We start from the raw sequence: 25,261 nt of genomic DNA, 5'->3' as shown, positions 1-25,261 counted from the left end.
CCGCTACTTCTAGCCGCCAGCAGCCGTCGAGGGTGCGGAATTTGCGAGACGCCGCCGCATGGCAGGTGACCCGCCTGCGCGGGTCACCGTGGCCGCGTGCCGAGGCCTTAGCGCTGCAAGCGAGCGAGCAGGCTCGACGTATCCCAGCGCTTGCCGCCCATCTTCTCGACCTCGGCATAAAACTGGTCGACCAGCGCGGTTGTGGGCAGGGTGGCGCCGTTGCGGCGGGCTTCCGCCAGCGCGATCGAGAGGTCCTTGCGCATCCACTCGACGGCGAAGCCGAAATCGTACTTGCCCTCGTTCATGGTCTTGTAGCGGTTTTCCATCTGCCAGGACTGCGCCGCGCCCTTCGAGATCGTCTCGATCACGGCGGCGACGTCGAGGCCGCTCTTCTTGGCGAAGTGGATGCCCTCGGAGAGGCCCTGCACCAGGCCGGCGATGCAGATCTGGTTGACCATTTTTGTCAGTTGGCCGGCGCCTGCCGGTCCGAGCAATTTGCACATCCGCGCGTAGGCGCCGGTAATGATCGGCTCGGCGCCGGCATAGGCGTCCTCGCTGCCGCCACACATCACCGTCAGCACGCCGTTCTCGGCGCCGGCCTGGCCGCCGGACACCGGCGCATCGACGAACTTGAAGCCGGCCTTGGTGGCGGCGGCATCGAGTTCGCGGGCCACCTCGGCGGAAGCGGTGGTGTGATCGACGAACGTCGCGCCTTTCTTCATGCCGGCGAAGGCGCCGTCGGGGCCGATCGTGACCGAGCGCAGGTCATTGTCGTTGCCGACGCAGCACATCACGAAGTCCTGACCTTCGGCCGCGGCCTTCGGCGTGGCTGCGGTCTTGCCGCCGAACTTGTCGGCCCATTCCTTCGCCTTCGCCGCGGTCCGGTTGTACACGGTGACCTCATGGCCGCCCTTTTTCACGAGGTGTCCCGCCATCGGGAAGCCCATTACGCCGAGACCGAGAAAAGCGACTTTAGCCATGTCTGATACCTTGTGATTTGCCGTGGTGATCGCCCCGCAAGACCGCCGGAAAACGTCGCGCCGGGCAGGGCATTCCGTCCATGGAAGGAGCCGCACCATACCCCCTGCGCAGCGGAGGGCAACGGGTTCGTTGGATGGCAGGCCCCGGTTTTGTGCTAGGATCGGGCTACCTAAGAACCTCACAAAAAAGGGAGTGTCTCGCATGGGCATGAGCGTCGGTGTGCTCGATCATTTCAATATACGGACCCGGAATCTCGCCGCCACGGTGCGGTTCTATGAGGACGTTCTGGGCCTGGAAAAGGGCGCCCGCCCGAACTTCGCGTTCCCCGGTGCGTGGATGTACAGCGAAGGCAAGGCTGTCGTGCATCTGGTCGACATCTCCGCGACCGACGAGGCGCAGAAGCCGGATTCGGGCGTCGTCCATCACGTCGCCTTTGCCAGCCAGGGCTTTGACGGGATGCGGAAGCGGCTGCAGTCCAAGGGTATGGAATTCGACTCACGCCAGGTTCCCGGCGGCGACCTCTGGCAGATCTTCGTGAACGACCCCAACGGGGTCATGATCGAGCTGAATTACGAGGCCGCCAAGGAAGGCGGCGCCGCGGCACCGGCCGAGCGGCGGGACGACGTCGGAGCGAGGTAGCCTTTTGCGCTGCAACGCTCTATTGGGTCGTCTCTTGGGCACGGTCCGGGAAAGTACGAAGCGGTTTTCCGAACAAGACCATGCCCGCTAGAAGCCCAGGAGATGCGCGGTGAGCGTGACGCAGCAACAGGTTCTCGATTGCCTTGCCAAGGTGATGTCGCCCCGCGGCGTCCCCTTGACCAACGCCAATGTGCTGTCGGCGATCACGGTCACCGACGGCAAGGTGTTCTTCTCGATCAACGTCGATGCCGCGGAAGCCCGCGCTTGGGAGAGCGTTCGCGCGCAGGCCGAGAATGCCGTGCGCGCCATGCCCGGCGTCAGCGTCGCGATGATCGCGCTGACCGCGGAGCGCAAGGCGGGCGGCGGCGCGGCACCCGCGCCGCGGCCGGCCGGCGGCGTCCAGCCGGCGTCAGCGCACCGCCATCCGCACCCCCCTGGCGCGCAATCACCGATGGCGCGCCAGGCCGAGATCCCCGGCATCTCCGCCGTCATCGCGGTGGCCTCCGGCAAGGGCGGGGTCGGCAAGTCGACCACGGCGCTCAACCTCGCGCTCGGCCTGCGCGACCTCGGCCTGCGCGTCGGGCTGCTCGATGCCGACATCTACGGCCCGTCGGTGCCGCGGCTGACCGGCATCCGCGAGAAGCCGCAGCTCAACGACGACAAGAAGATGATTCCGCTGGCGCGCTTCGGCCTGTCGATCATGTCGATCGGCTTCCTCGTGGAGGAAGACACCGCGATGATCTGGCGCGGGCCGATGGTGATGTCGGCGATCACCCAGATGCTGCGCGACGTGGCCTGGGGCACGCTCGACGTGCTGGTCGTCGACATGCCGCCGGGCACCGGCGATGCCCAGCTCACGCTGGCGCAGAACGTCCCGCTCAAGGGCGCCGTCATCATCTCGACGCCGCAGGACCTCTCGCTGATCGACGCGCGGCGCGGTCTGGCGATGTTCAAGAAGGTCAACGTGCCGGTGCTCGGCATCGTCGAGAACATGAGCTATTTCCAGTGCCCGCATTGCGGCACGCGCTCGGACATCTTCGGCCATGGCGGCGCCCGCCACGAGGCCGAGAAGCTCGGGGTGCCGTTCCTCGGCGAAATCCCCCTGCACATCGCCATCCGCACCGCCTCCGATTCCGGCAACCCGGTGGTCGAGAGCGAACCGGACGGCCCGCACGCGGCGATCTACCGCGCGATCGGCGGCAAGGTCCGCGAGCAGCTGCAAGGCGTGATCGCCGCCGCCTGAGCCCGCGCTGGTGTTCCGGCGCGCCGCGGCGGGCTTTCTTCACAGGCCTGTCGCCCCGCGGCGATTGCTGAATCGGTTCCGGCCTGTATGTTTGTGCTGCACTGGCCGAATCATACCGTCTTTCGATCAATTGAAGGCGGCCAGGGATGAAGCCGAAACCGCGGGAAGGGTCGTGGAGCGACCATCGACATGGCAGCGTCACGCGAAGCAGACAAAGAGCGCAAGCATCTGACGCGGGAGAAGCGCGAAGAGGCCTCCCGGGTGGCGTTCAACGTTGCGAAGAAGTCCGACTCCATCGGCGAAGCCGCGGCGACGATCGCGAAGATGTATGGTGTCAGCAAGACAACCGCGCAAAGCTGGATCCGGCGTGGGCGGCATTTGGCCGACAAGGCCAAGAAATCGCGGGAGACGACGCGGCGCTGATTGCCACGGTCACCCGGAGGTTGAGAAACAACCGGACGGCCCGCACGCGGCGATTTACCGCGCGGTCGGCGGCAGGGTCCGCGACCAGCGGCAAGGTGTCGGCGCGGCGGCCTGAGCCTGCAATTTCCAGCAGATTCCCGCGTCATCAGACTTTCGTTTAATTGGCGCGGTCATGCCATTGTCGCGTTTCCGTGAGGCCGCCTTCCGTGTTAAAGGGCCGATCAGAGCGCCTCGGCTGGACGTGCTAGCGTCCTGCCGGAGAATTGCTTGCGATCACTGGGAAACGCCCCTCAAGGAGAAGCCTTACGATGAAGCGTCGTGATTTTTTGAAAGTTTCTGCGGCCGGTGCTGCCGCGACGGCGGTTGCCGCGCCGGCGATCGCGCAGTCCTCGCCTGAAATCAAGTGGCGCCTGACCTCGAGCTTCCCGAAGTCGCTGGACACCATCTATGGCGGTGCCGATCAGGTGGCGAAGTATGTCGCCGAAATGACCGACAACAAGTTCCAGATCCAGGTGTTCGCGGCGGGTGAAATCGTCCCCGGGCTGCAGGCGCTGGACGCGACGTCGAACGGCACGGTCGAGATGTGCCACACCGTGTCTTACTACTATGTCGGCAAGGACCCGACCTTTGCGATCTACGCGTCGGTGCCGTTCGGCCTCAACGCGCGCATGCAGAATTCCTGGTGGTACCAGGGCGGCGGCGAGGCGCTCGGCAACGAGTTCTTCAAGAAGTTCGGTGTGATCGGATTCCCCTGCGGCAACACCGGCACCCAGATGGGCGGCTGGTTCCGCAAGGAGATCAAGACCGTCGCCGATCTCTCCGGCCTCAAATTCCGCATCGGCGGCATTGCCGGCCAGGTGCTGCAGAAGGTCGGCGTGGTGCCGCAGCAGCTCGCCGGCGGCGACATCTATCCGGCGCTGGAAAAGGGCACGATCGACGCTGCCGAGTGGGTCGGTCCCTATGACGACGAGAAGCTCGGCTTCCAGAAGGTCGCCAAGTACTACTACTACCCGGGCTTCTGGGAAGGCGGCCCGACCGTGCACGCCTACTGCAACCTCGAAAAGTGGAATGCGCTGCCGAAGAACTACCAGGCGATCCTGACCAACGCGACCGCCAACGCCAACAGCTGGATGGCTGCGCGCTACGACATGCAGAATCCTTCGGCGCTGAAGCGGCTGGTCGCCAGCGGCACGCAGCTGCGTCCGTTCACCAACGAGGTGCTCGAGGCCTGCCTCAAGGCGACCAACGAGCTGTGGGGTGAAATCTCGGCCAAGAACGCCGACTTCAAGAAGTCGATCGATGCCATGCAGGCATACCGTTCCGACCAGTATCTGTGGTGGCAGGTTGCCGAGTACACCTTCGACAGCTTCATGATCCGCTCGCGCACCCGCGGCTGACGGCGTTTCGGGCGTTCGCGAGACGCGAACGCGCCAAAAAGCTTCGACTTAAGTAGCCCGGCCCCCGCAAGGGGGCCGGGTTTTTTGCGTCTGGCATTCGCCCGGGGGATGTTCCATGCTCGCTGCCGAAGCCTCGGCACGAAGGCGGCGCGCGATCGGTCACCGGTCATGACGGCAAAGAAAAGCAGCGCGACGAGCGCAAGCAGTCGACGCTCGGACAACACAATCACACAGGGCGGGATTCAAAATGAAGCGAAGAGATTTCATCAAGGTCACGGGCCTCAGTGTCGCGGGCGCGGCAACAGTCGCAGCTCCCGCGATCGCGCAGTCGATGCCGGAGCTCAAATGGCGGCTGACGACGAGCTGGCCGAAATCGCTCGACACGCTGCATGGCGGTGCGGAGCTGATGGCCAAGGCGGTCGGTGAGGCCACCGACAACAAGTTCCAGATCCAGACCTTTGCCGCCGGCGAGATCGTGCCGGGCCTGCAGGTGCTCGACGCCGTGCAGAACGGCACGGTCGAGATGGGGCACACCGCGCCCTATTATTATTTCGGCAAGGACCCGACCTTCACCTTCGGCTCGTCGGTGCCGTTCGGGCCCAACATGCGCCTCAACCAGGCCTGGTTCATGCTGGGCGGCGGCAAGGAGCTGCTCAACGAGTTCTACAAGAGCTACAACGTCACCTCGCTGCTCGCGGGCAACACCGGCTGCCAGATGGGCGGTTGGTTCCGCAAGGAGATCAACAGCGTCGACGACCTCAAGGGCCTCAAATTCCGGATCGGCGGCTTTGCCGGAAGGGTGATGCAGAAGCTCGGCGCGGTGCCGCAGCAGCTCGCCGGCGGCGACATCTATCCGGCGCTGGAAAAAGGCACCATTGACGCGGCCGAGTGGGTCGGTCCCTACGACGACGAGAAGCTCGGCTTCTACAAGGTCGCGCCGAACTATTACTTCCCCGGCTGGTGGGAGGGCGGCCCGATGCTGGTTGCGATGATCAACCTCGACAAATGGAACGCGCTGCCGAAATACTATCAGCACGTCCTCGAGCAGGCCGGCCATCTCGCCAACAACTGGATGATGGCCCGCTACGATCAGGCCAACCCGGTCGCGCTGAAGAAGCTGCTCGCGGTCGGTACCAAGCTGCGCCCGTTCCCGTCTGCGGTGATGGAGGCCTCCTTCAAGGCCGCCAAGGAGCTGCATGCCGAGGTCGCGGCGGGCAATGCCAACTTCAAGAAGGTCTATGATTCGCTGACGTCGTTCTCCAACAACGGCTATCAGTGGTTCCAGGTCGCTGAAGTCGGTTACGACAATTTCATGGCGCGGCACTCTCAGGTCTGACGCCGCGCCTCTTCAGCGCGTGCAGAGATCCCATCGGGCATTGGCGGCCGACAACGGCGCGGCCGTCAATAACCGAACCCGTCCAGCGAGCTGCACCTCAACCGGTAAGTGTCGCCCCGTCTGGGCGACGACTTCTGCCATGGGACATTGTTGAACAGCGTTCTTACGAATTGCGGTCCGCTCGCCGGGGTGACCTCCAGCGTCACTTTCACAAGCCAGTATCCGATCGTAGCGTAAGGTAGCTCTTCGGCGTGCAGGACTCTCACCGTGCAATCGTCGGGGTTGGTGCGGGACGCCTCGGCGTTCGACAGGGCACCCAGGCACAGCGCTGCCGTCAACGGCACGACGCCCAAGGCAGCGCTTTTCATGGTGCGGTTCCTTCACAAGGCGTTGGCCTGAGGCGGGAGCGGGCGGCTGTCACCGGTGCGATCCCGTCGATCAAAATGGAAACGGGAATGCGCGCACCCGATCGCGGCTCTCGAAGCTCAATCCGGTGGCCGGTCCGGTGCGGTAATGACCGTTGTAGTGCCCCCCGCCGGGGCAGTAGTTCGGATCGAGGCGCGCTTGATCGTCGATCCCATGGCGAGAGCTTCGCTGCCGGTAGCGCGTCTGCCAGCAACGGCAGTCCTGGTCGCAGGCGAGCCGCACTTGAACGGTGCTCGCAGGAGGTTGCGACCACAGCGTTGTGACGTGAACGGGCACAGCGCGGACCTCCGATGCCATGACGGCGATCGCCGCAACGATGAGAAGCAGGGGCGTCGTGCGTTTCATATTGGTCTCATCGGGCCGATCAGCTGATGTCCGGGTGCCAACTCAATTGCCGAAGCATGCGCTACTTCTTCGGCGCTTGCTTTGGCGGCGCTGGTGGAGGCGTTGGTGCGTTGCCCTGCGGAGCCGGAACCACCGGGTTCTTCTGGGCGGTTGGCCCGCCGAGATTGCTCGGCTTTTTCGGGCCGCCGACAGCGCTCTGTGCGGCCGCGGATCCCGCCGAGATCGCAAGCAGGATTGCCGCCAAAGTGAGCATGTTTTTCATTCGCCGACTCCTCCAGTTGGGACCTTGCGTTCCGCCCGGTCAGCGGGCCGCAGGCCGGTTTTCGCTGACCTGCTGCGCGGTGGTGGTGGGCGCGTCCTCGAGGGCGCATTTGCGCCAGTCGTCGGACGCGCAGTTGGTGGGCCAACCGCCGCCGAGCGCCATGAACAGGGCGGCGGTGTCCGACAGACGGGTCGCCTGGGCCTGGACGCGGACCACCGCGGCGTTCAGGTAGACTTGCTGGGCATTGAGCACGACCACCTGGTTGACCTGTCCGAGCGCAAGCTGCTTCTGAATGATGTCGAGACTGGCCTTTGCGGCGAGTTCGGCCTTGACCGCAGCCTGCAACGCGCGGGCGTCGGCCTGCAGGCTTCGCAGGGCGTCGGCGACGTTCTGCATCGCCGTGATGACGGCCTGACGATAGAGCGCGTCGGCCTGGTCCACCGCGGCCTCGGCGGCCTTCTGCTTGTGGTAAAGCGTCAGGCCATCGAAGATCGGCTGGGTCGCGCTCGCCGCGATGGCGTAGAAGCTGGTTCCCGGCGTGAACAATTCGGCCAGGGTGAAGGCGGTGGTTCCGGCATTTCCTGATATCGTGATGTTGGGCAGCCGCGCCGCGATCGCGACGCCGATCTGGGCGTTCGCCGAATGCAGCAGCGCCTCCGCGGCCCTGACGTCCGGACGCTGGCGGATCACCTTGCTCGGCAGGCTCACCGGCAGGTTTGCTGGGAGCGTGAGGCGGTCGAGCGTAAACTTTTGCAGGATCTCGTCAGCCGAGAACTGCCCGGCCAGCGACGTCAGCAGGTCGCGCTGAACCGCGAGCTGCTTTTCGAGCGGCGGCAGCAGCTGCTCGGACTGCGCCAGCGCGGCTTCCTGCGCCAGCACGTCGACCTGGGCGGCGCCGCCTGCGTTGAACTGGTTCTTGACGATCTCCAGAATGCCGCGTTCGATCTTCACGACGCGCTGGATCGCTCCGATCTGGCCGCGGAGCGATGCTTCCTGGATCGCCGCGGTGACGACGTTGGCCGTCAGCGTGAGGTAGGCCGCTTCCAGCTGGAACAGTTGCTGCTCGGAGATCGCATCAAGGCTCTCGACCGCGCGAACATTCTGGCCCCAGATGTCCGGCACGAAACTGACGTTCAGTTGCGCGGTGTGAAGCGAGAATACCGACGGGGACTGGCCGCCCGGGCCCGAACTCGACGCGCCGGAAATCTGCTGCTGGGAGGGCGTGTAGTTTGCACCGATCTGCGGGAAGAACAGCCCGCGCTGGGCCAGCGCGTTGTATTGCGCGATCCTGATCGCCGCTTCGGCCGACTGCAGGGAAGGGTTGTGCTCGACTGACATCTTGATCAGCTCGTCGAGCGGCTTCGACCGGAACGCCGTCCACCACCGCAGCGACACGTCCTCTCCGTTGACGAAATGCTGCTTCGGCACGCTGGGGCCCGCGGTATTGGCGCTGGGGGAAGCGAGCTTCTCGGCCGTAAAGCGTTCGACGTCCGGAGCGGCCGGCGGCGCGAAATTCGGGCCGACGGCGCAGCTCGCCAGCATGAGGGCTCCGGCCGCTACCGCCAGCGCGCGCATGGGGAAGGCGGCTGCGTGGCGAGACATTCTTGCGCTGAGGGCGTGCATGACTGGGCGCCTCTAATGCGCTGCTTCGGGCGGCGCCGCGGCAGCCGTCTCGTCGGGCGAAGCAACGCGCTCGCGCGACAGGAATATCTTGCGCAACGCCGGTGCGACGATCAAGAGCAATAGCGGACCGATGAACATGCCGCCGACTACGACCGTCGCAAGCGGCCGTTGCACCTGACTGCCGATACCATGCGACAGCGCGGCCGGGAACAGGCCTACGCCAGCAGACAGCGCGGTCATCAGCATCGGCCGCATGCGTTGCTCGGCGCCGTTGAACACCGCCTCCGCGATGCTCATGCCCGAGGCCCGCAACTCGCGGAAATAGGTGATGTTGAGGATGCCGTCCATGACCGCGACGCCGAACAGCGAGATGAAGCCGATCGCGGCCGAGATCGAGAAATCGAGCCCGGCGAGGTACAGCGCGATCAGGCCGCCGCCGACCGCGAATGGAATGCCGGCCAGCGCCAGCAGGCTGTCGCGCAGCGAGTTGAACAGGCTGTAGAGCAGCACGAAGATCAGCAGCAGTGTCACCGGCACCACGATCAACAAGCGCGCCTTGGCGGCCTCGAGATTGTCGAACTCGCCGGACCAGATCATCCGGTAACCGGCCGGAAGCTGCACGGCCTCGGCGACGCGCCTCTGCGCCTCCGCCACCGTGCTGCCGAGATCGCGGCCGCGCACGCTGAACTTGATCGGGATATAGCGCTGGCTGCGCTCGCGATAGATGAACGACGCGCCGGTATCGAGCGAGATGTCGGCGAGTTCGCTCAAGGGAATATAGGCGTTGCTGCCGGATGGCGTCTGGTAGGCCACCTTGATCTCGCGCACCTCGTCGATGCTCTGGCGGAACTTCGGATCGAGCCGTACCACCACGCCGAACTGCCGGTCACCCTCGAGCACCGTCGTCGCACTGGTGCCGCCGAGCGCGGCCTGGACCACGGTCGTGACATCGCCGGTATTGAGACCGTAGCGCGCGGTCTTCTCCCTGTTGACCTTGATGTTGAGGTTGGGCTGCCCGACCAGGTGGAAGACGCCGAGGTCGGCAACGCCGCGGATCTTGGCCATCTCCTGCGCGACCTTGCCCGCGAGCTGTTCGAGCACTGCAAGGTTCGGACCTATGATCTTGACTGAGTTCGCACCCTTGACGCCCGAGAGCGCCTCCTCGACGTTGTCCTGGATGTATTGCGAGAAGTTGAAGGTGACGCCGGGCAGTTCCTCGTCGAATTCCTTCTGCAGCTCCTCGGTGAGCTTTTCCTTGGTCAGGCCAGGCGGCCATTGGTCGAACGGCTTGATCGGCGCGAACAGCTCGACATTGGAGAAAGCCGACGCGTCGCTGCCATTGTCGGGACGGCCATGCTGCGACACCACGGTGATGATCTCGGGGTGGCGCAGCAGGATCTCGCGCATCTTGCGCGTCGGCTCGGTACCGGCATCGAGCGACATGGTCGGTGGCATCGAGGCGCGGATCCAGAAATTGCCTTCCTCGAGCGCGGGCAGGAACTCGCTGCCGAGCCGGCTTGCGGCAAGGCCGCTCAGTCCGAGGAAGATGATGCCGGCGGCAACCGCGACCCTCAGATGCGACAGCGACCAGCGCAGCACCGGCGTGTAGGCCTGACGCAGCGACCGCACGATGACGGTCTCGGTCTCTTCGATATGCTTCGGCAGCAGCAGCGAGGCCAGCACCGGCGTCACGGTGAAGGTTGCCAGCAGAGCACCTGCGAGCGCGTAGCCATAGGTGCGCGCCATCGGTCCGAAGATCTGGCCTTCGACGCCCTGCATGGTGAACAGCGGCACGAACGCGGTGACAGTGATGGCTGCGGTGAAGAACACCGCCTTGTCGACCTGCAATGCGCTGACGAAGATCATGCGCAGCCGTTCGGTCCAGCCTGGCGCGGGCTGGCCGCTGGGCGACGTGGTCGGATCGGTCCCCCAATAGCCCTGTGCAAGGTGTTGCAGCACGCGGAGCCGGTTCTCGGGCGCGGACTGGAAGTTGCGGAATATGTTCTCCATCATGATGACGGCGGAATCGACGATGATGCCGAAATCGACCGCACCGAGCGACAGCAGGTTGGCGTCCTCGCCCTGCAGCACCAGGATGATGATGGCGAAGAACAGCGCGAACGGGATGTTGGCGCTGACGATCAGCGCGCTGCGCAGATCGCCGAGGAAGACCCACTGGATCACGAAAACCAGAAGGCAGCCGAACACCAAATTATGCAGCACGGTATGCGTCGTGACGCTGACCAGCGAGGTGCGATCGTAGTAGGGCGCGATCTTGACGCCGGGAGGCAAGGTGCCGTCGCTGTTGATCTTGGTGACTTCCTCCTCGACCTTGGGGACAATGTCGTTGGTGTGCTGCGTGCGTCCCATGACGACGATCGCTGCCGCGACGTCGTCGTCCCTGTCCTTTCCTGCGATGCCGAGCCGCGGCACGTAGCCGACCGACACCTTGGCGACGTCCTTGATCTGGATCGGCAACCCGTTCGACTGGGTCAACACGACGTTCTCGATGTCCCGGACCCGGTAGCCTTTGGTGACGTCGTCTTCGCCGCCGGAATTGATCAGGCCGATGCCGCGGATGTTGACGGATTGCTGGCCGATCGCGATTTCGCGGCCACCGACGTTGATGTTGGCGTTACCGAGCGCGCTGATCAGCTGCGGCACGGTGATGTTGTAAGCCTCGAGCTTCTCGAGGTCGGCATCGACGTTGAACTGCTTGGTCGTGCCGCCCCATGAGTTGATCTGCACCACGCCCGGTATCGTCATCAGCCGGCGGGCGACGACATAGTCCTGCAAGGTCCTGAGGTTGGTCAGGCCGAAATTCGGCGGGCCGACGAGCTGGTAGCGAAAAATCTCGCCGACCAGGCTCGATTGCTGGATTTGCGGGATCTGATTGCCGGGAAGCTGGACGTTCTGCGTGAGGTTGTTGGTGGCCTGCGAGAGCGCGAAATAGTAGTCGACGCCGTATTTGAAGGTGACCCGCACGAACGACAGGCCGTAGAACGAGGTCGAGCGGATGTTGACGACGCCCGGCGTCGAGTACAGCCCGACCTCCATCGGGATCGTATAATACTTCTCCATCTCCTCGGCGGAGAGGCCGGCGGCCTGTGCCGTGATCTCGAGGATGACCGGCGCCGGGTTCGGATAGGCCTCGATGTTCAGCTTGTAGAACGCGGCGATGCCGGCGGCACAAAACACGGCAAGGCTGAGCACGATGACGGCGCTTCGTGTCAGGCCAAACTGGAGGATGCTCTTGATCACTGGACTACTGCACTTGGTCTTGAACGATGGACGGCGCGGTTGATCTCGGCGGCCACGGCTAGCCTGTGGCCGCGTTGGCAAACTTGTTGCTGAGGAACACCGCGCCGGTGGAGGCGATCTTCTCGCCGGCGGCAACGCCGTCGAGGATCTGACGCCAGCCGTCCTGCTCCATTCCGATCTTCACCGACCGTCGATCGAACCGTCGGCCATCAGTCGTGACCCACACTGTCATCGTTCCGTCACCCTCGCGGACGATGGCCTCGAGCGGCACGCTGACCGACATCTTCGGCGGCTCGGTCTCGATGGTGAAGCTCGCGAGCATGCCGGCGCGCAGCTTGTGCTGGGGATCCTCGATCACCGAACGCACCAGCTGGCGGTGCGAGTTCGGATCGATGTTGAGGCCGAGCGTCGTCACCCGGCCGCGAAACACCTCGCCTGGATAGGCCGGCACCCGCACCTCGACCGGCTGGCCGATCCGATAAGATGGCGCGTCGGTTTCGATCACGTTGGCCACCATCCACATCGTCGAGATGTCGGCCAGCGAGTAGGGGGCCGGCGCGTTGCCGGGCTGCACGTAGAGGCCGGGCGCGGCATTGCGCGCGATGATTCGGCCCGAAATCGTGCTTGGAACGACCAGGATGGAGTCGACCTTGCGATCGGCGACGATGCGATCGATCTCGGCATCGGTCTTGCCGAACAAGCGGACTGCGTCTCGTCCGGCCTTGAAATTGCCTTCGGCGGTCTGCTGATCCGACGTGGCCTGATCGACGTCCTTCTGCGCGCCGCCGCCGGTCTTGAGCAGCTGCTTGACCCGCGCGAGCGTTCTCGTCTGCAGCTCGAGCACGCCGGCCGACGCAAGCAGTCCGGATTCGGCCTGAAGCAGGTCCGGGCTGTCGATGGTGAACAGCGCATCGCCCTTCTTCACTTCGTCGCCGACGTTGAAGAACGTATCGACGATCCGTCCCGGATTCGGCGTGAACGCCTGCACCAGCATGTTCTGATTAAAGTCGATCGAGCCGACCGCATTCTTCAGCGTCTTGAAGGAGCGCTGTTCGGCGGGCATGATCTTGAAGTTGGCGGCCTGCTTGTCGGTCAGGACGACATATTGCTGCTCGATGTTGACGTCAGGCGCCGTGTTGGTCGGCGCAGCCGCCTTGACACTCTCGACGCCGCTGGTTCGCACCAGCAGCCATGCGCCCGCCAGCAGTCCAGCCAGCAGGGGCAGCGCAAAGTAACCCGCATACTTCATCCGAAATGACATCGTCCGCCCGATTCGCCGAGATTGGAGAGGCCGCACAAGAACCCGAAACCTAACCGCATCGCGGACAGGAATGTTGGTCTCGACGGGGCCAGGAACCTGTTATCAGGACCAGCTTACGCCAGCCTTACACTGCTTTGCACAAACCTCGCATGCGACTAACGAATTTCCGTTGCAGCATAGGCGGTTTTATCTATTTTTTGTAGGCGCGGGCCGGTCCGCCCATAGAAAAAACATAGCCGGTTTCGCGTGTCTGGGGCGGTCTGCGGACATGCGCGGCATTTGCACGATGCTGGTGCCCGCGAAGTGGTCTGTTCCGGTATTTCGGGAATGGCTGGCCTATTGCAATCGGGTGTGCGAACAGGCGCGCTTTGGTGAAGACAGGAATGCTGCGATGCGCCTTTTGATCGTCGAGGACAATGTCGAGCTCTCGAGACTGCTCGCCAGCGGGTTGATGGCGGCGGGCTATGAGTCCGACATCGTCAACAGCGTCGCCGAAGCGCGCGATGCGCTGCGCAGCGTCAGTTATGCTGCCATGATCCTCGATCTCGGTCTGCCCGACGGCGATGGCCTGTCGGTGCTGTCGGAGCTGCGCCGCAGGAGCGACCCGCTGCCGGTCCTGGTGCTGACAGCGCGCAACGGGCTGCAGGATCGGGTCAATGGCCTGCGCAGCGGCGCGGACGATTATCTGGCGAAGCCGTTCGCGCTGGAGGAGCTGGTGGCGCGGCTCGAAGCCATTCTGCGGCGGCCCGGCCAACTGCTCGGCTCGTCGCTCAAGCTCGCCAATCTTGTCTACGACACCGAGAGCAAGCAGGTGTTCGTCGACGGTGCGCCGCACGTCTTCTCCGCGCGTGAGACATCCGTGCTGGAGATCCTGCTGCGGCGGCAGGGCCGGGTGGTGCCGAAGAAGAACGTCGAGGACCACATCTTCGGTCTGTCGGGCGAGGTCGCCTCGAATGCCGTCGAGGTCTATGTGTCGCGCCTGCGCAAGCTGCTGACCGAGCACCGCGCCAGGGTCATCATCCACACCATTCGCGGCGTCGGCTATTTGATGGCGGAGGAAAAATAGGGGTGTTCCGCTTCACGTCGCTGACCTCGCGGATCGTGTTCCTGCACATCGTGGCGGTCGCGGTCGCTGCGATCTTCCTGCCGCTGCTGCTGCTGTGGCTGTTGAATTCGGAGATCAACCATCTGCATAGCGAGGCGATGCGCGACCAAGCCGCCGATCTCGGCGAGAACCTCGCGGTCGATGCCGCCGGCAAGGTGCAGCTCAACCTGCCGGACAGCCTGAGGGGGCTGTATTCCGACGCGTATGGCCGCTACCGCTACGATATCTACGATGCGGACGATCATCTGCTGTTCTCGTCGCATCGCGAGCCGCCGCGGCCGCCCGCCTCGGCCAACCGGATTTCCGGCGCCAGCGTCACCAAGGTGCTCGGCGGCGAGACGCTGCGCATCCAGGTCGCCGAGGACTTGTCGCATCGCGACGTCATCATCGACGACATCGTCTCCAACTTCTTCCGGCGGGTCGGCTGGATCACCATCCCGATTCTCCTGATTCTGCTTGCGACCGACATCCTGATCTTCCGCCGCGCCGTGGTTCCGCTGTTGCGGGCATCGGAGGAGGCCAGGACCATCGGGCCGGCCAGGACCGGCGTCCGGCTGCCGACGAAGGGGATTCCGAGCGAGATCCTGCCGCTGGTGACCGCTGTCAACCAGGCCTTCGACCGTCTGGAGGAAGGGTTTCATGTGCAGCGCCAGTTCACGGCCGATGCCGCACATCAGCTGCGCACCCCGCTCGCGATCCTGAGGACTCGGATCGAGACGCTGGATGCGAGCAAGGGGACCAGGGAGCTGCATGCCGACATCGAGAGCATGAGCCGTATCGTCAGTCAGCTGCTCGAGATCGCCGAGCTCGATACGCTGGTGCTGGACCCCGGCGAGACCGCGGACCTGCGCGCGGTGTGCGCCGAGGTGGTCGGCTCGATCGCGCCCTACGCGCTGGCGCAGCAGAAGGACATCGCGCTGCGCGGCACCGACGGTCCGGTGCGGGTCAAGGGCAATGCCGAGATGCTGCAGCGGGCGATCTTCAATCTGGCGGAGAACGCCATCAAATACACCGCCGACGCTACGTCAGTCGATGTCGAGGTGCACGAGGACGGCTCGGTGCAGGTGCGCGACTGCGGGCCCGGCATCGCGCCTGCCGAGCAGGGCCTGGTGTTCCAGCGCTTCTGGCGTGGCGATCGGCAGCGCCACCGCACGGATGGTGCGGGGCTCGGACTCTCGATCGTCCGGGGCGTGGTCGACGATCACGACGCGACGATCAAGGTCGAGAACCTGCCATCCGGCGGTGCCCAGTTCACGCTGAGCTTTCATCTCGCCAAGGCCGAGCCGGCGACCGCGTGACCGGCTCACCGGTTTTCGGCGGCAGCCCGGCCGGGTCGCCGACCGTGCCGCTTTACTTCACCTTGCCGTCGGACAGGTCCATGATCATCCGCGTGGTCAGGTACAGGCGCGGCACGATGCTGTTGAGCTGGACGTATTCGGCATCGTTGGAGTGCGCGCCGAAGCCGGACAGGCCCATGCCTTCGACCACGGCCCCCTTGGTCTTGAGGGCGGCAAAGGCGGCGTCGGTGCCGCCGCCGGTGGCCCTTTCGGCGACGTTCATCGACAGGCCCAGTTCCTGATAGATCGCCTTGCCGTGGCCGGCCACGTTGCGCGAGGCGTCGTTGGCTTCGAGCGGCGGGCGGCGCACCTCGAACTTCACGTCCACCTTGGAGTCGGGCAGCAGGCGGTTCTTGATCTTGTCCTGCAGGGCCTTCTCGAGCTCGTCGAAATCCGCGACCTTGAGCGCGCGTGCGTCGGCCTGGGCGGTGGCTTCGGCGGGGATCACGTTGCGGTTGGTGCCGGACTTCGACACCGTCCAGTTCAGCTTCAGGCCCTGCTCGGGCTTGGACAGGTCCTTCATCTGCAGCACCTGGTGCGACAGCTCGTAGAGCGCATTCACGCCGCCCTCGGGCCTGGCGCCTGCGTGCGACGACTTGCCGTGCACCGTGAGATAGGCCGAGCCGATGCCGCTGGTGGCGAGGCGGAGCGTGCCGCTGGCGTCGCTGCCCTCGAACGAGAATACGGCGTCCTGCTCCGCGGCGGTGCGGGTGATGGTTGAGCGCCAGCCGGGCGAGGAGATCTCCTCGTCGCCGTTGATCAGCACCGTGAGCGTGCCGTAGTCCTTGAAGTTCAGCTTCTGCAGCAGCGCCACGGTGTGGATGATGGTGGCGACGCCCTGCTTGTCGTCGGCGATGCCGAGTCCATAGGCCTTGTCGCCGTCGATGCGGAAGGGTTGATCCTTCAGCATGCCCTTGAGATAGACCGTGTCCATGTGCGCGATCAGCATGATCTTCGCGCTGCCCGTGCCCTTGAAGACGGCCCGCACGGCCGGGCCGATCTTCTCGGGCGTGTCGTCGAGGCGATAGATGTCGGTGGTCTGCAGGATGTCCACCGCGCCGCCGAGCTGCTTGAGCTCCGCAGCGATGCGCGCGGCGATCTGGTTGAGGCCGTCGAGGTCCTTGCTGCCGGATTCGATCTGCACGAGGTCGCGCAGGGTGTCGAGCAGCGGCTGCTGCTCCTGCTGTGCCAGCGCGCGAATGTCGGCTGCCGGCGCTGCCTGCGCCGTGGTGGCGGCAAGCGCCAGGCCGAGGGATGCGATGAGCGGGCGGACGAACGAGCGGGTGGAACGCGATTGGGGCATGGGCGGCGATCTGTGGGTTCGAGGACGATCCGGATCCCCGTCTTCACAGGCCGCGCCGCCGCCGTCAACCATCGCGGCCCGCCTCGCGGAAGCGAGGCGCGCCGCAGGGGCTGACGCCGGCTATTGCTTCGGCTGGCCGAAATCGAGCGGCGGCAACTCGATCTGCGGCACCTCGATCTTGACCTTGTTGAGGTCGACGTCGAGCGGCTTGTCGAGCAGGCCGGTGACCACCACCGGGAACGCGATGACAAGCGCCACCATGATCGCCTGCAGCCCGATCCAGGGCATCGCGCCCCAGTAGATGTCCGAGCTCTTCACTTCCTTCGGCGCCACGCCGCGCAGATAGAACAGCGCGAAGCCGAACGGCGGATGCAGGAACGAGGTCTGCATGTTGACGCAGAGCATCACGCCGAACCAGATCAGCGCCGCATCCGGGCCGACCACCGGCGCCAGCACCTTCTGCGCGATCGGGGCGATCATCGGCAGGATGATGAAGGCGATCTCGAAAAAGTCGAGGAAGAACGCCAGGAAGAAGATGAAGATGTTGATGAAGATCAGGAAGCCCCAGACGCCGCCCGGCAGCGAGGTCAGCATGTGCTCCAGCCAAACCCCGCCGGACACACCGAGGAACACCACCGAGAAGCAGGTCGAACCGATCAGGATGAAGGTGACCATGCAGGTGATGCGCATGGTGGTCTCGTAGCCCTGCTTGATCAGGTCGCGCAGGTCAGGGATCTTCACCGCCTCGAGGCAGATCCAGACCACCGCGAGATAGGTGATCGCGAAGGCGAGCCTGAAGATCAGGTTCTCGCTGAACAGCATCGCGATGATGGTGCCGATGCCGCCGGCGATCACGCCTGCTATCAGCACCTTGCGGCCGGTCGCGCTGAAGTCCTTGTGGTGGATCGCAGCGAGCACGATGGCGCCGACCGCACCCATTGCGCCGGCTTCGGTCGGGGTCGCAAGGCCCATCATCATGGTGCCGAGCACGACGAAGATCAGCACCGCTGACGGGATGATGCCGAGCAGGCACTTCTTCCACAGCGCCCAGCCGGTCAAGGTGCGGGCCTCGATCGGCACCGCGGGCACGTGGCTCGGCTTGAAGATGCCGAGCAGGAAGGTGTAGCCGGCGAACAGCAGGATCTGGAACACGGACGGGCCCCAGGCGCCGAGATACATGTCGCCGACCGACTTGCCGAGCTGGTCGGCGAGCACGATCAGCACCAGCGAGGGCGGAACGAGTTGGGTGATGGTGCCGGAGGCGGCGAGCACGCCGGTGATGTAGCGGATGTTGTAGCCGTAGCGGATCATCACCGGCATCGAGATCAGCGCCATGGCGATCACCTGCGCCGCCACCGTGCCGGTGATGGCGCCGAGGATGAAGCCGACGATGATCACGGAATAGCCGAGGCCGCCGCGGATCGGGCCGAACAGCTGGCCCATCGAATCCAGCATGTCCTCGGCCAGCCCGCATCTCTCCAATATCGCGCCCATGAAGGTGAAGAACGGGATCGCGAGCAGCAGCTCGTTGGACAGCACGCTGCCGAAGATGCGGCCCGGAATCGCCTGCAGGAAGTTGAGGTCGAAGAAGCCGAGATAGATCGACAGGAACCCGAACGACAGGCCGACCGCGGCGAGCGTGAACGCCACCGGATAGCCGATCAGCATCGCAACGATCAGGCCGCCGAACATCAGCGGCGGCATCATCTCCAACGTGATCGTCATTGCGTCGGCCTCTCATACTTCGCGTCGATGGTCACATAGCCCTGCAGCGCGGCGATCCGCTTGATCACCTCTGAGACGCCTTGCAACGCAAGCATCACGAAGCCGGACGGGATAACGAACTTGATCGGCCAGCGCAGCAGGCCGCCGGCATTGCCGCTCATCTCGCCGACCGCATAAGCCTGGTAGAAGAACGGCCAGGACAGGTAGGCGAGCAGCAGGCAGGCCGGAATCAGGAAGAACAGCGTGCCGATCAGGTCGAGCCAGAGCTGGCCGCGTTCGGACAGCATCAGATAAAGGATCTCGACGCGGACATGCTCATTGCGCTTGAAGGTGTAGGAGGCGCCGAACATCACGAGGATCGCGAACATGTACCACTGCGCCTCGAGCCAGCCGTTCGAGGAGTAGCTGAACGCGTAGCGGATCATGGCATTGCCGGCGCTGACCAGGCAGGCGATCAGCACGAGCAGGTTGCAGATGGTGCCGATCTTCTCATTGAGGCGGTCGATGGCCTGACTTAGTGCCAACATTGGGCGCATCACGATCTCCGCGGTCGCGCGATCTGCGCACCGAATATCTTTCAAGCATCATCCGGCCGCCGCGCGCATGCGCGCGGAGCACGGCTCACTTTCAGGAGCAGTTGCAAGCGTTCGTCCTCCCCCGAAATCCGCTTCCGCCGTCTTTAGGTGCTCTTGGCTGCCGGATCGTCGGCTGGAGCCGACGGGAGGCAGCGGCCTATCCGGCCGGGCAAGCGTGAAAGCCGGGGCACCAAATCAGCGCCGTGTAGCGCCGTCAATCGGAAAATGGGCAAATTGACGGCACGGCAAACCGTTGTCCCGCCTTGGAAATCGGAGGACGACGCAGGCGTCGGCGCAGGGTTTTGAACTAGCCGCCTGTCACGCTCATGTGGCGGCTGACGCTCGGGCGGTTGTGGCGGCGGTCGATGATGAAATCGTGCCCCTTCGGCTTCAGTCCGATGGCCCGGTCGATCGCCGCCGACAGCAGATCATCGTCCGGCGAGCTGCGCAGCGGCCGGCGCAGGTCGGAGGCGTCCTCATGGCCGAGGCAGGTGTGCAGCGTGCCGGTGCAAGTGATCCGCACCCGGTTGCAGGATTCGCAGAAATTGTGGGTCATCGGCGTGATGAAGCCGAGCTTGCCGCCGGTCTCGGTGACCCGGACATAGCGGGCAGGGCCGCCGGTGTCGTCGGCGAGGTCGGTCAGCGTGTAGTGCTTCTCGAGCCGCGCGCGCAGCAGCGACAGCGGCACATATTGATCGATGCGGCCTTCGCCGATGTCGCCCATCGGCATCACCTCGATCAGCGTCAAGCCCATTGCCTTGCCATGCGCCCATTCCATCAGCGCGGGAATCTCGTCCTCGTTCAAGTTCTTCAGCGCGACCGCGTTGATCTTGACCGCGAGCCCGGCCGATCGCGCCGCCTCGATGCCCGACAGCACCTTGTCGATGTCGCCCCAGCGGGTGATGCTCCGGAATTTTACGGGATCGAGCGTGTCGAGGGAGACGTTGACGCGGCGCACGCCGCAATCGGCCAGCTCCTGCGCGAAGCGCGCGAGCTGCGAGCCGTTGGTGGTCAGCGTCAGTTCGTCGAGCGCGCCCGTCGTCAGATGGCGTGACAGCGAACGCACCAGGCCCATCACATTGCGGCGGACCAGCGGCTCGCCGCCGGTGAGGCGGATCTTGCGCACGCCCTTGGCGACGAAGGCGGAGCAGAGCCGGTCGAGCTCCTCCAGCGTCAAGAGATCGGCCTTCGGCAGGAAGGTCATGTCTTCCGACATGCAATAGAAGCAGCGCAGGTCGCAGCGGTCGGTGACGGAGACACGCAGGTAACGGATGGTCCGGCCGAACGGGTCGGTCATCGGACGGAACAGCGTGTCGGGATGCGCCTGCGTGGATCCGTTCATTCAGCTCGAGCCTTGCAATCTGTCGCTGCGGGCCAAGCCGTGGCCGGCCCGCACGCACAATCTATGCATGTTGGCACAGCGTCACAATGCGTTCCAAGGGATGATCCGCAACCTGCAATGCGAATTGCAAAGTGATAGGCGAGGTAGATCGCGCGATGCATGATCGCAATCGCCGATGTGTCTCGACGAAAACCAAAACCCGGCCTTGGGCCGGGTTCTTTGTGCAGTGCGCAATGCTGCGTGCTAGCGCGTCGGAGCCGCCGCAGCCGGCGGCGCCGCGTCAGGCGCAGCGGCGGGGGCCGCAGCGGCAGCCGGCTTCGGCTTCTTCTTTTTCGGCCGCATCCCCTTGTGCGCGCGCGGCGGCGGGCCGGCGGGCTGCAGCTCGGCGAACACCGGGCTGGGATCGAGCGCGGTGGTGGCCGGGCTCGCGAAGTCGCCCGGCGAGCGGGTCACCGTAACCGGCACCGTCGCCGGTTGGAACTTCGGCATGTTGAAGGTGACGGTGAAGTTGCTCTCCGGCGTCGGGATCGACACGGAGCAGGGCGTTTTGCAGCCCGGTCCGATCGACGTCACGGCGTCGGCGCCTTGCGGATTCGAATCCAGCTGCACCTGCATTGGCGGTGGCGCGGACTTGAACGAATCCAATGAGAAGGAGGAGCAGCCGGCCAGGCTCAGCCCGGCGGCCGCAATTACGATGATACGACGCATGATCCACACTCTACTGCGGCAATCAGCCACAATCCCCGGCCCGACCATAGGAGCGTCGGAACAGAGGCGCAACAGGGCGAGGCCTGTTCGTTAAAGGATGGTTAATGAAAAAATCGCATGGCAAAACATTGCCAAGCGATATCAGTGTGTTGCGAAAAACTTATGTCGCGATGAGGCTGGCGATGGCGTCCGGCAGATCGCGCATATGGCTGATCAGCCGGTCCGGCTTCAGCTCGGTCATCGGGACGTCGGTATAGCCGAAATCGACCCCGATCACCGGGACGTTGGCGCGCCGGGCGACCCCGACGTCGGGGCCGGCATCGCCGACCATGATCGCGCCGGGCAGCCGGCCGCCGGCACGGGCCACCGTCTCGCGCAGGAACGCCGGATCCGGCTTGGCGATCCCGAACGTGTCCTGGCCGCAGATGGCGGCAAAGCGCGGCGTCAGGTCGAGCCTGTCGAGCAACAGCTTCGACAGCCACTCCAGCTTGTTGGTGCAGACCGCCAAGCGATGGCCCTTCGATGCGAGCCGGTCGAGCGCGGCCTCGAGCCCGTCGAACGGACGCGAGCCGTCGGCGATGTGCTCGGCGTAGAAGTCGATGAAATCCCTGGTCAGGCGATCGAGCTCACCGATGCTGACCACGCGGCCTTCCACTTCGAGCCCGCGCTCGAGCAGCTTGCGCGCGCCGGCGCCGATCATGTTGCGGGCGGCTGACAGCGGCACCGGCCGCAGACCTTCGCGGTCGAGCACGTGGTTCAGTGCGCTGATCAGGTCGGGCGCGGTGTCGACCAGCGTGCCGTCGAGATCGAACACGATGATGGGGGGAGAGGCGGCGGACATCACGCATTTCGCTATCGGGCTGCGCACCGCGATGCAAGAGCAGATGCGGCCGGAGAGCGGTTTTCGGCGATTTTGGCCGTGATCGATGCCGTTTCGTCCAGAAGACCGGTCCGGATGGCGCTGTTCCTGCCGGTGAATCGAGGCTAGATATGCGCCCGCTGGGCGGCCGATGGCGTGCCCGGAATCGACAACCGGGGGCTATCGGCACGTGGACATGGACGCACTGAAACGCCAGGCGGCGGCGCGCGCGCTCGAAGAGGTGCGCGACGGCATGAAACTCGGGCTCGGCACCGGGTCGACCGCCAAGCATTTCGTCGAGCTGCTCGGCGAGAAGGTCCGCGCCGGCATGAAGGTGATCGGCGTGCCGACCTCGGAGGCGACCCGGGCGGACGCGATCCGCTGCGGCGTGCCGCTGACCACGCTCGACGAGATCGACCATCTCGACCTCACCATCGACGGCGCCGACGAGATCGACCCCGCGCTCAATCTGATCAAGGGCGGCGGCGGCGCGCTGCTGCGCGAGAAGATCGTGGCCGCCGCCAGTGATCGCATGATCGTGATCGCCGACGACAGCAAATGGGTCGACGTGCTCGGCCGCTTTCCGCTGCCGATCGAGGTGATCCCGTTCGGGCTCGCCGCCACCCAGGCCGCGCTGGCGCGAGCGTTCGGTGAGGCCGGCGTGTCCGGCCAAATGGTCATCCGCAAGGGCAAGGACGGTCACGTTTTTGTCACCGATGGCGGCCACTGGATCGTCGATGCCCATCTCGGCCGGATCGGCGACCCGCCGCGTCTTGCGGGTCTGCTCAGCGTCATTCCGGGCGTGGTCGAACACGGCCTGTTCATCGGGCTTGGCAGCGTCGCCGTTCTGGCCGGCGCGCAGGGAATTCGGGTTGTTGAACGGCGATAGCGCCGCAAGCAAGGAGACTTGGAATGAAGCGTTTTTCGGGACTTTTGTCGGCGGCGGCCCTGGCTGCTGGACTGGCGCTGGCGGCCGCACCGGCCATGGCGCAGCAGCAGCTGCCTCCGATGCCCAAGGTCAAGCAGTCGACGCCCGCGGCGATCGCGGCTGCCAAGGAAATCCTGACCATGAAGAACGTGGCGGTGATGTACTCCGGCGCCGTTCCGGGGATCATCGAGAAGACCAAGACCGGTCTGTTGCAGCAGTACCTGAACTACCAGAAGGATCTCGACGAGGTCGCGGTGATCGTCGCCAAGCAGTTCGCCGGCGGTGAGAAGGAGATCGGCGAGGGCATGGCGCAGATCTACGCCGCCGAGTTCACCGAGCAGGAGCTGAAGGATCTCGTGACGTTCTACAAGACCCCGCTCGGCCAGAAGCTTTTGACCGCGGAGCCCACTGCAATCAACGGCTCGCTGCAATATATGCAGCAATGGGCCCAGCAGTTCGGCGTGATCGTCGCCGGCCAGTTCAAGGCCGAGATGAAGAAGCGCGGCAAGGATATCTAAAGGATATCTAAGCGCGCTTGTCACCTCGCCCCGCTTGCGGGGCGAGGGCGAAGAAAGAGGTTGCCATGGCCGAGTTCGACGTCGACCTGTTTGTCATCGGTGGTGGTTCGGGCGGCGTTCGTGCTGCCCGCATCGCCGCCAATTACGGCGCGAAGGTCATGGTCGCCGAAGAGTACCGGATGGGCGGCACCTGCGTGATCCGCGGCTGCGTGCCGAAGAAGCTGTTCGTGATCGGCAGCCATGTCCACCAGGAGATTGAGGACGCCGCCGGCTTCGGCTGGAACATCGGCCAGATCTCGTTCGACTGGGCAACCCTGGTCGCCAACAAGGACAAGGAGATCGCCCGGCTCGAGGCCGCCTACACCACCAATGTCGAGAAGTCCGGCGCGCGGATCGTAAAGACCCGCGCGGTGCTGGAGGATGCCCACACCATCCGCCTCGCCACCGGCGAGAAGGTGACAGCAAAGTACATCCTGATCGCCACCGGCGGTGCGCCCAACCATGGCCCGGCGGTGCCCGGCATCGAGCATGTGATCTCCTCCAACGAGGCGTTTCATCTCAAGGAGCTGCCGAAGCGGATCGTGATCCAGGGCGGCGGTTACATCGCGCTGGAATTCGCCGGCATCTTCGCCGGCTTCGGCTCCGACGTCACGGTGGTCTACCGCGGCGACAACATCCTGCGCGGCTTCGACGAGGACGTGCGCAAGCATGTCCGCGCCGAGATGGAGAAGCGCGGCATCACCATCATCACCGGCTGCACGGTGACCAAGGTCGACAAGCACGGCCGTGATTTCACGACGCATCTGTCGAGCGGTTCAAGCATCGCCTCCGACCAGGTGATGTTCGCGATCGGCCGCCATCCCAATATCGCAGGTCTCGGGCTCGAAGCTGCCGGCGTCGCCATCAATCCCGCCAATGGCGGCATCCAGGTCGACGGCTGGTCGAAGACCTCGGTCGACAACATCTATGCGGTCGGCGACGTCACCCACCGCGCCAACCTGACCCCGGTCGCGATCCGCGAGGGCCATGCCTTTGCCGACACCGTATTCGGCAAGCGCCCGGTTCAGGTCGATCACGCGACGATCCCGACCGCGGTGTTCTCGCAGCCCGAGGTCGGCACCGTCGGCCTGACGGAGCAAGAGGCGCGGGCGCAGTTTTCCCACGTCGACATCTACAAGACCGATTTCCGCCCGATCAAGGCGACGATGTCCGGCCGCGATACCCGCGTGCTGATGAAGCTCGTGGTCGACGGCGCGAGCGACCGCGTGCTCGGCTGCCACATCGTCGGCGATGCCGCCGCCGAGATCACCCAGGCGGTCGCGATCGCGGTGAAGATGAAGGCGACCAAGGCTGATTTCGACGCCACCATCGCGCTGCATCCGACCGCGTCCGAAGAGCTGGTGACGATGCGCACCCCGACCGCGCGCCACGTCCGCCAGGCGGCGGAGTAGGGCCGCTCGGCCGAGGCACTCTCCCGATGCGGGTTTGCGTGAAGAAAACGCGTCACATCCCGCATTGATGGCTGGGAACTGGGAACGCGCCCTGCCTGACAGCGCAACGCCGCCCGCTTAAAATACCTGCGAGCGGCGCTGTCTCTAGCCCCAGGAGGGTCGTGGCAAAATCCTGATGAGGATAGGTCTGCGGCAAGCGCGCATCGGTTTCAT

The 25,261-nt window shown here is 64.9% G+C and carries 23 protein-coding genes; 10 read left to right on the top strand and 13 right to left on the bottom strand.

Annotated elements, in window-relative coordinates; genetic code table 11:
- Positions 1-107 precede the first annotated feature (107 nt).
- Complete coding sequence (locus ACTUWL_RS02340; RefSeq protein ID WP_021082302.1) at positions 108-980, bottom strand: NAD(P)-dependent oxidoreductase; 873 nt, start codon at positions 978-980, stop codon at positions 108-110.
- A 202-nt stretch (positions 981-1,182) separates the two neighbouring features.
- On the opposite strand from ACTUWL_RS02340, the gene ACTUWL_RS02335 reads away from it, so the two are divergent.
- The 5 genes from ACTUWL_RS02335 (at position 1,183) to ACTUWL_RS02315 (ending at position 6,019) form a co-directional block, all read left to right on the top strand.
- Positions 1,183-1,620, top strand: a complete 438-nt coding sequence (locus tag ACTUWL_RS02335; RefSeq protein ID WP_021082301.1) for a VOC family protein — start codon at positions 1,183-1,185, stop codon at positions 1,618-1,620.
- 109 nt (positions 1,621-1,729) lie between these two features.
- Positions 1,730-2,863 carry an Mrp/NBP35 family ATP-binding protein gene (locus ACTUWL_RS02330; RefSeq protein WP_021082300.1) on the top strand — a complete coding sequence of 378 codons (1,134 nt, stop codon included), beginning with the start codon at positions 1,730-1,732 and terminating at the stop codon, positions 2,861-2,863.
- 189 nt (positions 2,864-3,052) lie between these two features.
- A complete protein-coding gene (locus ACTUWL_RS02325; RefSeq protein WP_021082299.1) occupies positions 3,053-3,286 on the top strand; it encodes a hypothetical protein in 234 nt (77 codons plus the stop codon).
- Positions 3,287-3,594: 308 nt separating this feature from the next.
- Positions 3,595-4,683: a TRAP transporter substrate-binding protein gene (locus ACTUWL_RS02320; RefSeq protein WP_021082298.1), complete on the top strand. Its 1,089-nt coding sequence runs from the start codon at positions 3,595-3,597 to the stop codon at positions 4,681-4,683.
- A 247-nt stretch (positions 4,684-4,930) separates the two neighbouring features.
- Complete coding sequence (locus ACTUWL_RS02315; protein WP_021082297.1) at positions 4,931-6,019, top strand: TRAP transporter substrate-binding protein; 1,089 nt, start codon at positions 4,931-4,933, stop codon at positions 6,017-6,019.
- A 65-nt stretch (positions 6,020-6,084) separates the two neighbouring features.
- Here ACTUWL_RS02315 and ACTUWL_RS02310 read toward each other — a convergent pair whose 3' ends face one another.
- From ACTUWL_RS02310 to ACTUWL_RS02285, 6 genes are all read right to left on the bottom strand, one after another.
- Positions 6,085-6,387, bottom strand: a complete 303-nt coding sequence (locus ACTUWL_RS02310; protein ID WP_021082296.1) for a hypothetical protein — start codon at positions 6,385-6,387, stop codon at positions 6,085-6,087.
- A gap of 70 nt (positions 6,388-6,457) precedes the next feature.
- A complete protein-coding gene (locus ACTUWL_RS02305; protein ID WP_021082295.1) occupies positions 6,458-6,790 on the bottom strand; it encodes a hypothetical protein in 333 nt (110 codons plus the stop codon).
- Positions 6,791-6,851: 61 nt separating this feature from the next.
- Positions 6,852-7,052: a hypothetical protein gene (locus ACTUWL_RS02300; protein WP_021082294.1), complete on the bottom strand. Its 201-nt coding sequence runs from the start codon at positions 7,050-7,052 to the stop codon at positions 6,852-6,854.
- Between the two features lie 39 nt (positions 7,053-7,091).
- A complete protein-coding gene (locus ACTUWL_RS02295; RefSeq protein ID WP_291734348.1) occupies positions 7,092-8,594 on the bottom strand; it encodes an efflux transporter outer membrane subunit in 1,503 nt (500 codons plus the stop codon).
- Positions 8,595-8,687: 93 nt separating this feature from the next.
- Positions 8,688-11,936 (bottom strand): efflux RND transporter permease subunit, encoded by a 3,249-nt coding sequence (locus ACTUWL_RS02290; RefSeq protein WP_021082292.1) that lies wholly within the window; start codon positions 11,934-11,936, stop codon positions 8,688-8,690.
- A 58-nt stretch (positions 11,937-11,994) separates the two neighbouring features.
- Complete coding sequence (locus ACTUWL_RS02285) at positions 11,995-13,185, bottom strand: efflux RND transporter periplasmic adaptor subunit (protein ID WP_021082291.1); 1,191 nt, start codon at positions 13,183-13,185, stop codon at positions 11,995-11,997.
- Between the two features lie 403 nt (positions 13,186-13,588).
- Here ACTUWL_RS02285 and ACTUWL_RS02280 point away from each other — a divergent pair, with 403 nt between their 5' ends.
- Positions 13,589-14,263 carry a response regulator transcription factor gene (locus ACTUWL_RS02280; RefSeq protein WP_021082290.1) on the top strand — a complete coding sequence of 225 codons (675 nt, stop codon included), beginning with the start codon at positions 13,589-13,591 and terminating at the stop codon, positions 14,261-14,263.
- Positions 14,264-14,265: 2 nt separating this feature from the next.
- A complete protein-coding gene (locus tag ACTUWL_RS02275; protein WP_021082289.1) occupies positions 14,266-15,600 on the top strand; it encodes a sensor histidine kinase in 1,335 nt (444 codons plus the stop codon).
- A 52-nt stretch (positions 15,601-15,652) separates the two neighbouring features.
- Here the strand turns inward: ACTUWL_RS02275 and ACTUWL_RS02270 are convergent, their stop codons facing one another.
- The 6 genes from ACTUWL_RS02270 to ACTUWL_RS02245 form a co-directional block, all read right to left on the bottom strand.
- The gene (locus ACTUWL_RS02270; RefSeq protein WP_035653570.1) at positions 15,653-16,942 is read right to left on the bottom strand and encodes a M20/M25/M40 family metallo-hydrolase; all 1,290 of its coding nucleotides are present in this window, start codon (positions 16,940-16,942) and stop codon (positions 15,653-15,655) included.
- Positions 16,943-17,062: 120 nt separating this feature from the next.
- Complete coding sequence (locus tag ACTUWL_RS02265) at positions 17,063-18,667, bottom strand: TRAP transporter large permease (RefSeq protein WP_021082287.1); 1,605 nt, start codon at positions 18,665-18,667, stop codon at positions 17,063-17,065.
- The gene (locus tag ACTUWL_RS02260; RefSeq protein WP_021082286.1) at positions 18,664-19,203 is read right to left on the bottom strand and encodes a TRAP transporter small permease subunit; all 540 of its coding nucleotides are present in this window, start codon (positions 19,201-19,203) and stop codon (positions 18,664-18,666) included. Before ACTUWL_RS02260 ends, ACTUWL_RS02265 begins: the two co-directional genes overlap by 4 nt.
- Before the next feature lie 346 nt (positions 19,204-19,549).
- Positions 19,550-20,584 carry a GTP 3',8-cyclase MoaA gene (moaA, locus tag ACTUWL_RS02255; RefSeq protein ID WP_021082285.1) on the bottom strand — a complete coding sequence of 345 codons (1,035 nt, stop codon included), beginning with the start codon at positions 20,582-20,584 and terminating at the stop codon, positions 19,550-19,552.
- 243 nt (positions 20,585-20,827) lie between these two features.
- Positions 20,828-21,292, bottom strand: a complete 465-nt coding sequence (locus ACTUWL_RS02250; RefSeq protein WP_021082284.1) for a magnesium chelatase accessory protein — start codon at positions 21,290-21,292, stop codon at positions 20,828-20,830.
- 160 nt (positions 21,293-21,452) lie between these two features.
- Entirely contained in the window at positions 21,453-22,133 is a 681-nt protein-coding gene (locus ACTUWL_RS02245) for an HAD hydrolase-like protein (protein WP_021082283.1), read from the bottom strand.
- A gap of 208 nt (positions 22,134-22,341) precedes the next feature.
- Between ACTUWL_RS02245 and rpiA the strand changes: the two genes are divergently transcribed.
- The 3 genes from rpiA (at position 22,342) to gor (ending at position 25,048) form a co-directional block, all read left to right on the top strand.
- Positions 22,342-23,040: a ribose-5-phosphate isomerase RpiA gene (rpiA, locus tag ACTUWL_RS02240; protein WP_021082282.1), complete on the top strand. Its 699-nt coding sequence runs from the start codon at positions 22,342-22,344 to the stop codon at positions 23,038-23,040.
- Positions 23,041-23,063: 23 nt separating this feature from the next.
- Complete coding sequence (locus tag ACTUWL_RS02235) at positions 23,064-23,597, top strand: DUF2059 domain-containing protein (protein ID WP_021082281.1); 534 nt, start codon at positions 23,064-23,066, stop codon at positions 23,595-23,597.
- A gap of 65 nt (positions 23,598-23,662) precedes the next feature.
- The gene (gor, locus tag ACTUWL_RS02230; protein WP_021082280.1) at positions 23,663-25,048 is read left to right on the top strand and encodes a glutathione-disulfide reductase; all 1,386 of its coding nucleotides are present in this window, start codon (positions 23,663-23,665) and stop codon (positions 25,046-25,048) included.
- Positions 25,049-25,261: the final 213 nt, after the last annotated feature.

The organism is Bradyrhizobium sp. WCU1 (genome assembly GCF_053474805.1).
Note: the sequence above shows the minus strand (reverse complement) of the source record. Positions and strands in the feature narration are given on the sequence as shown.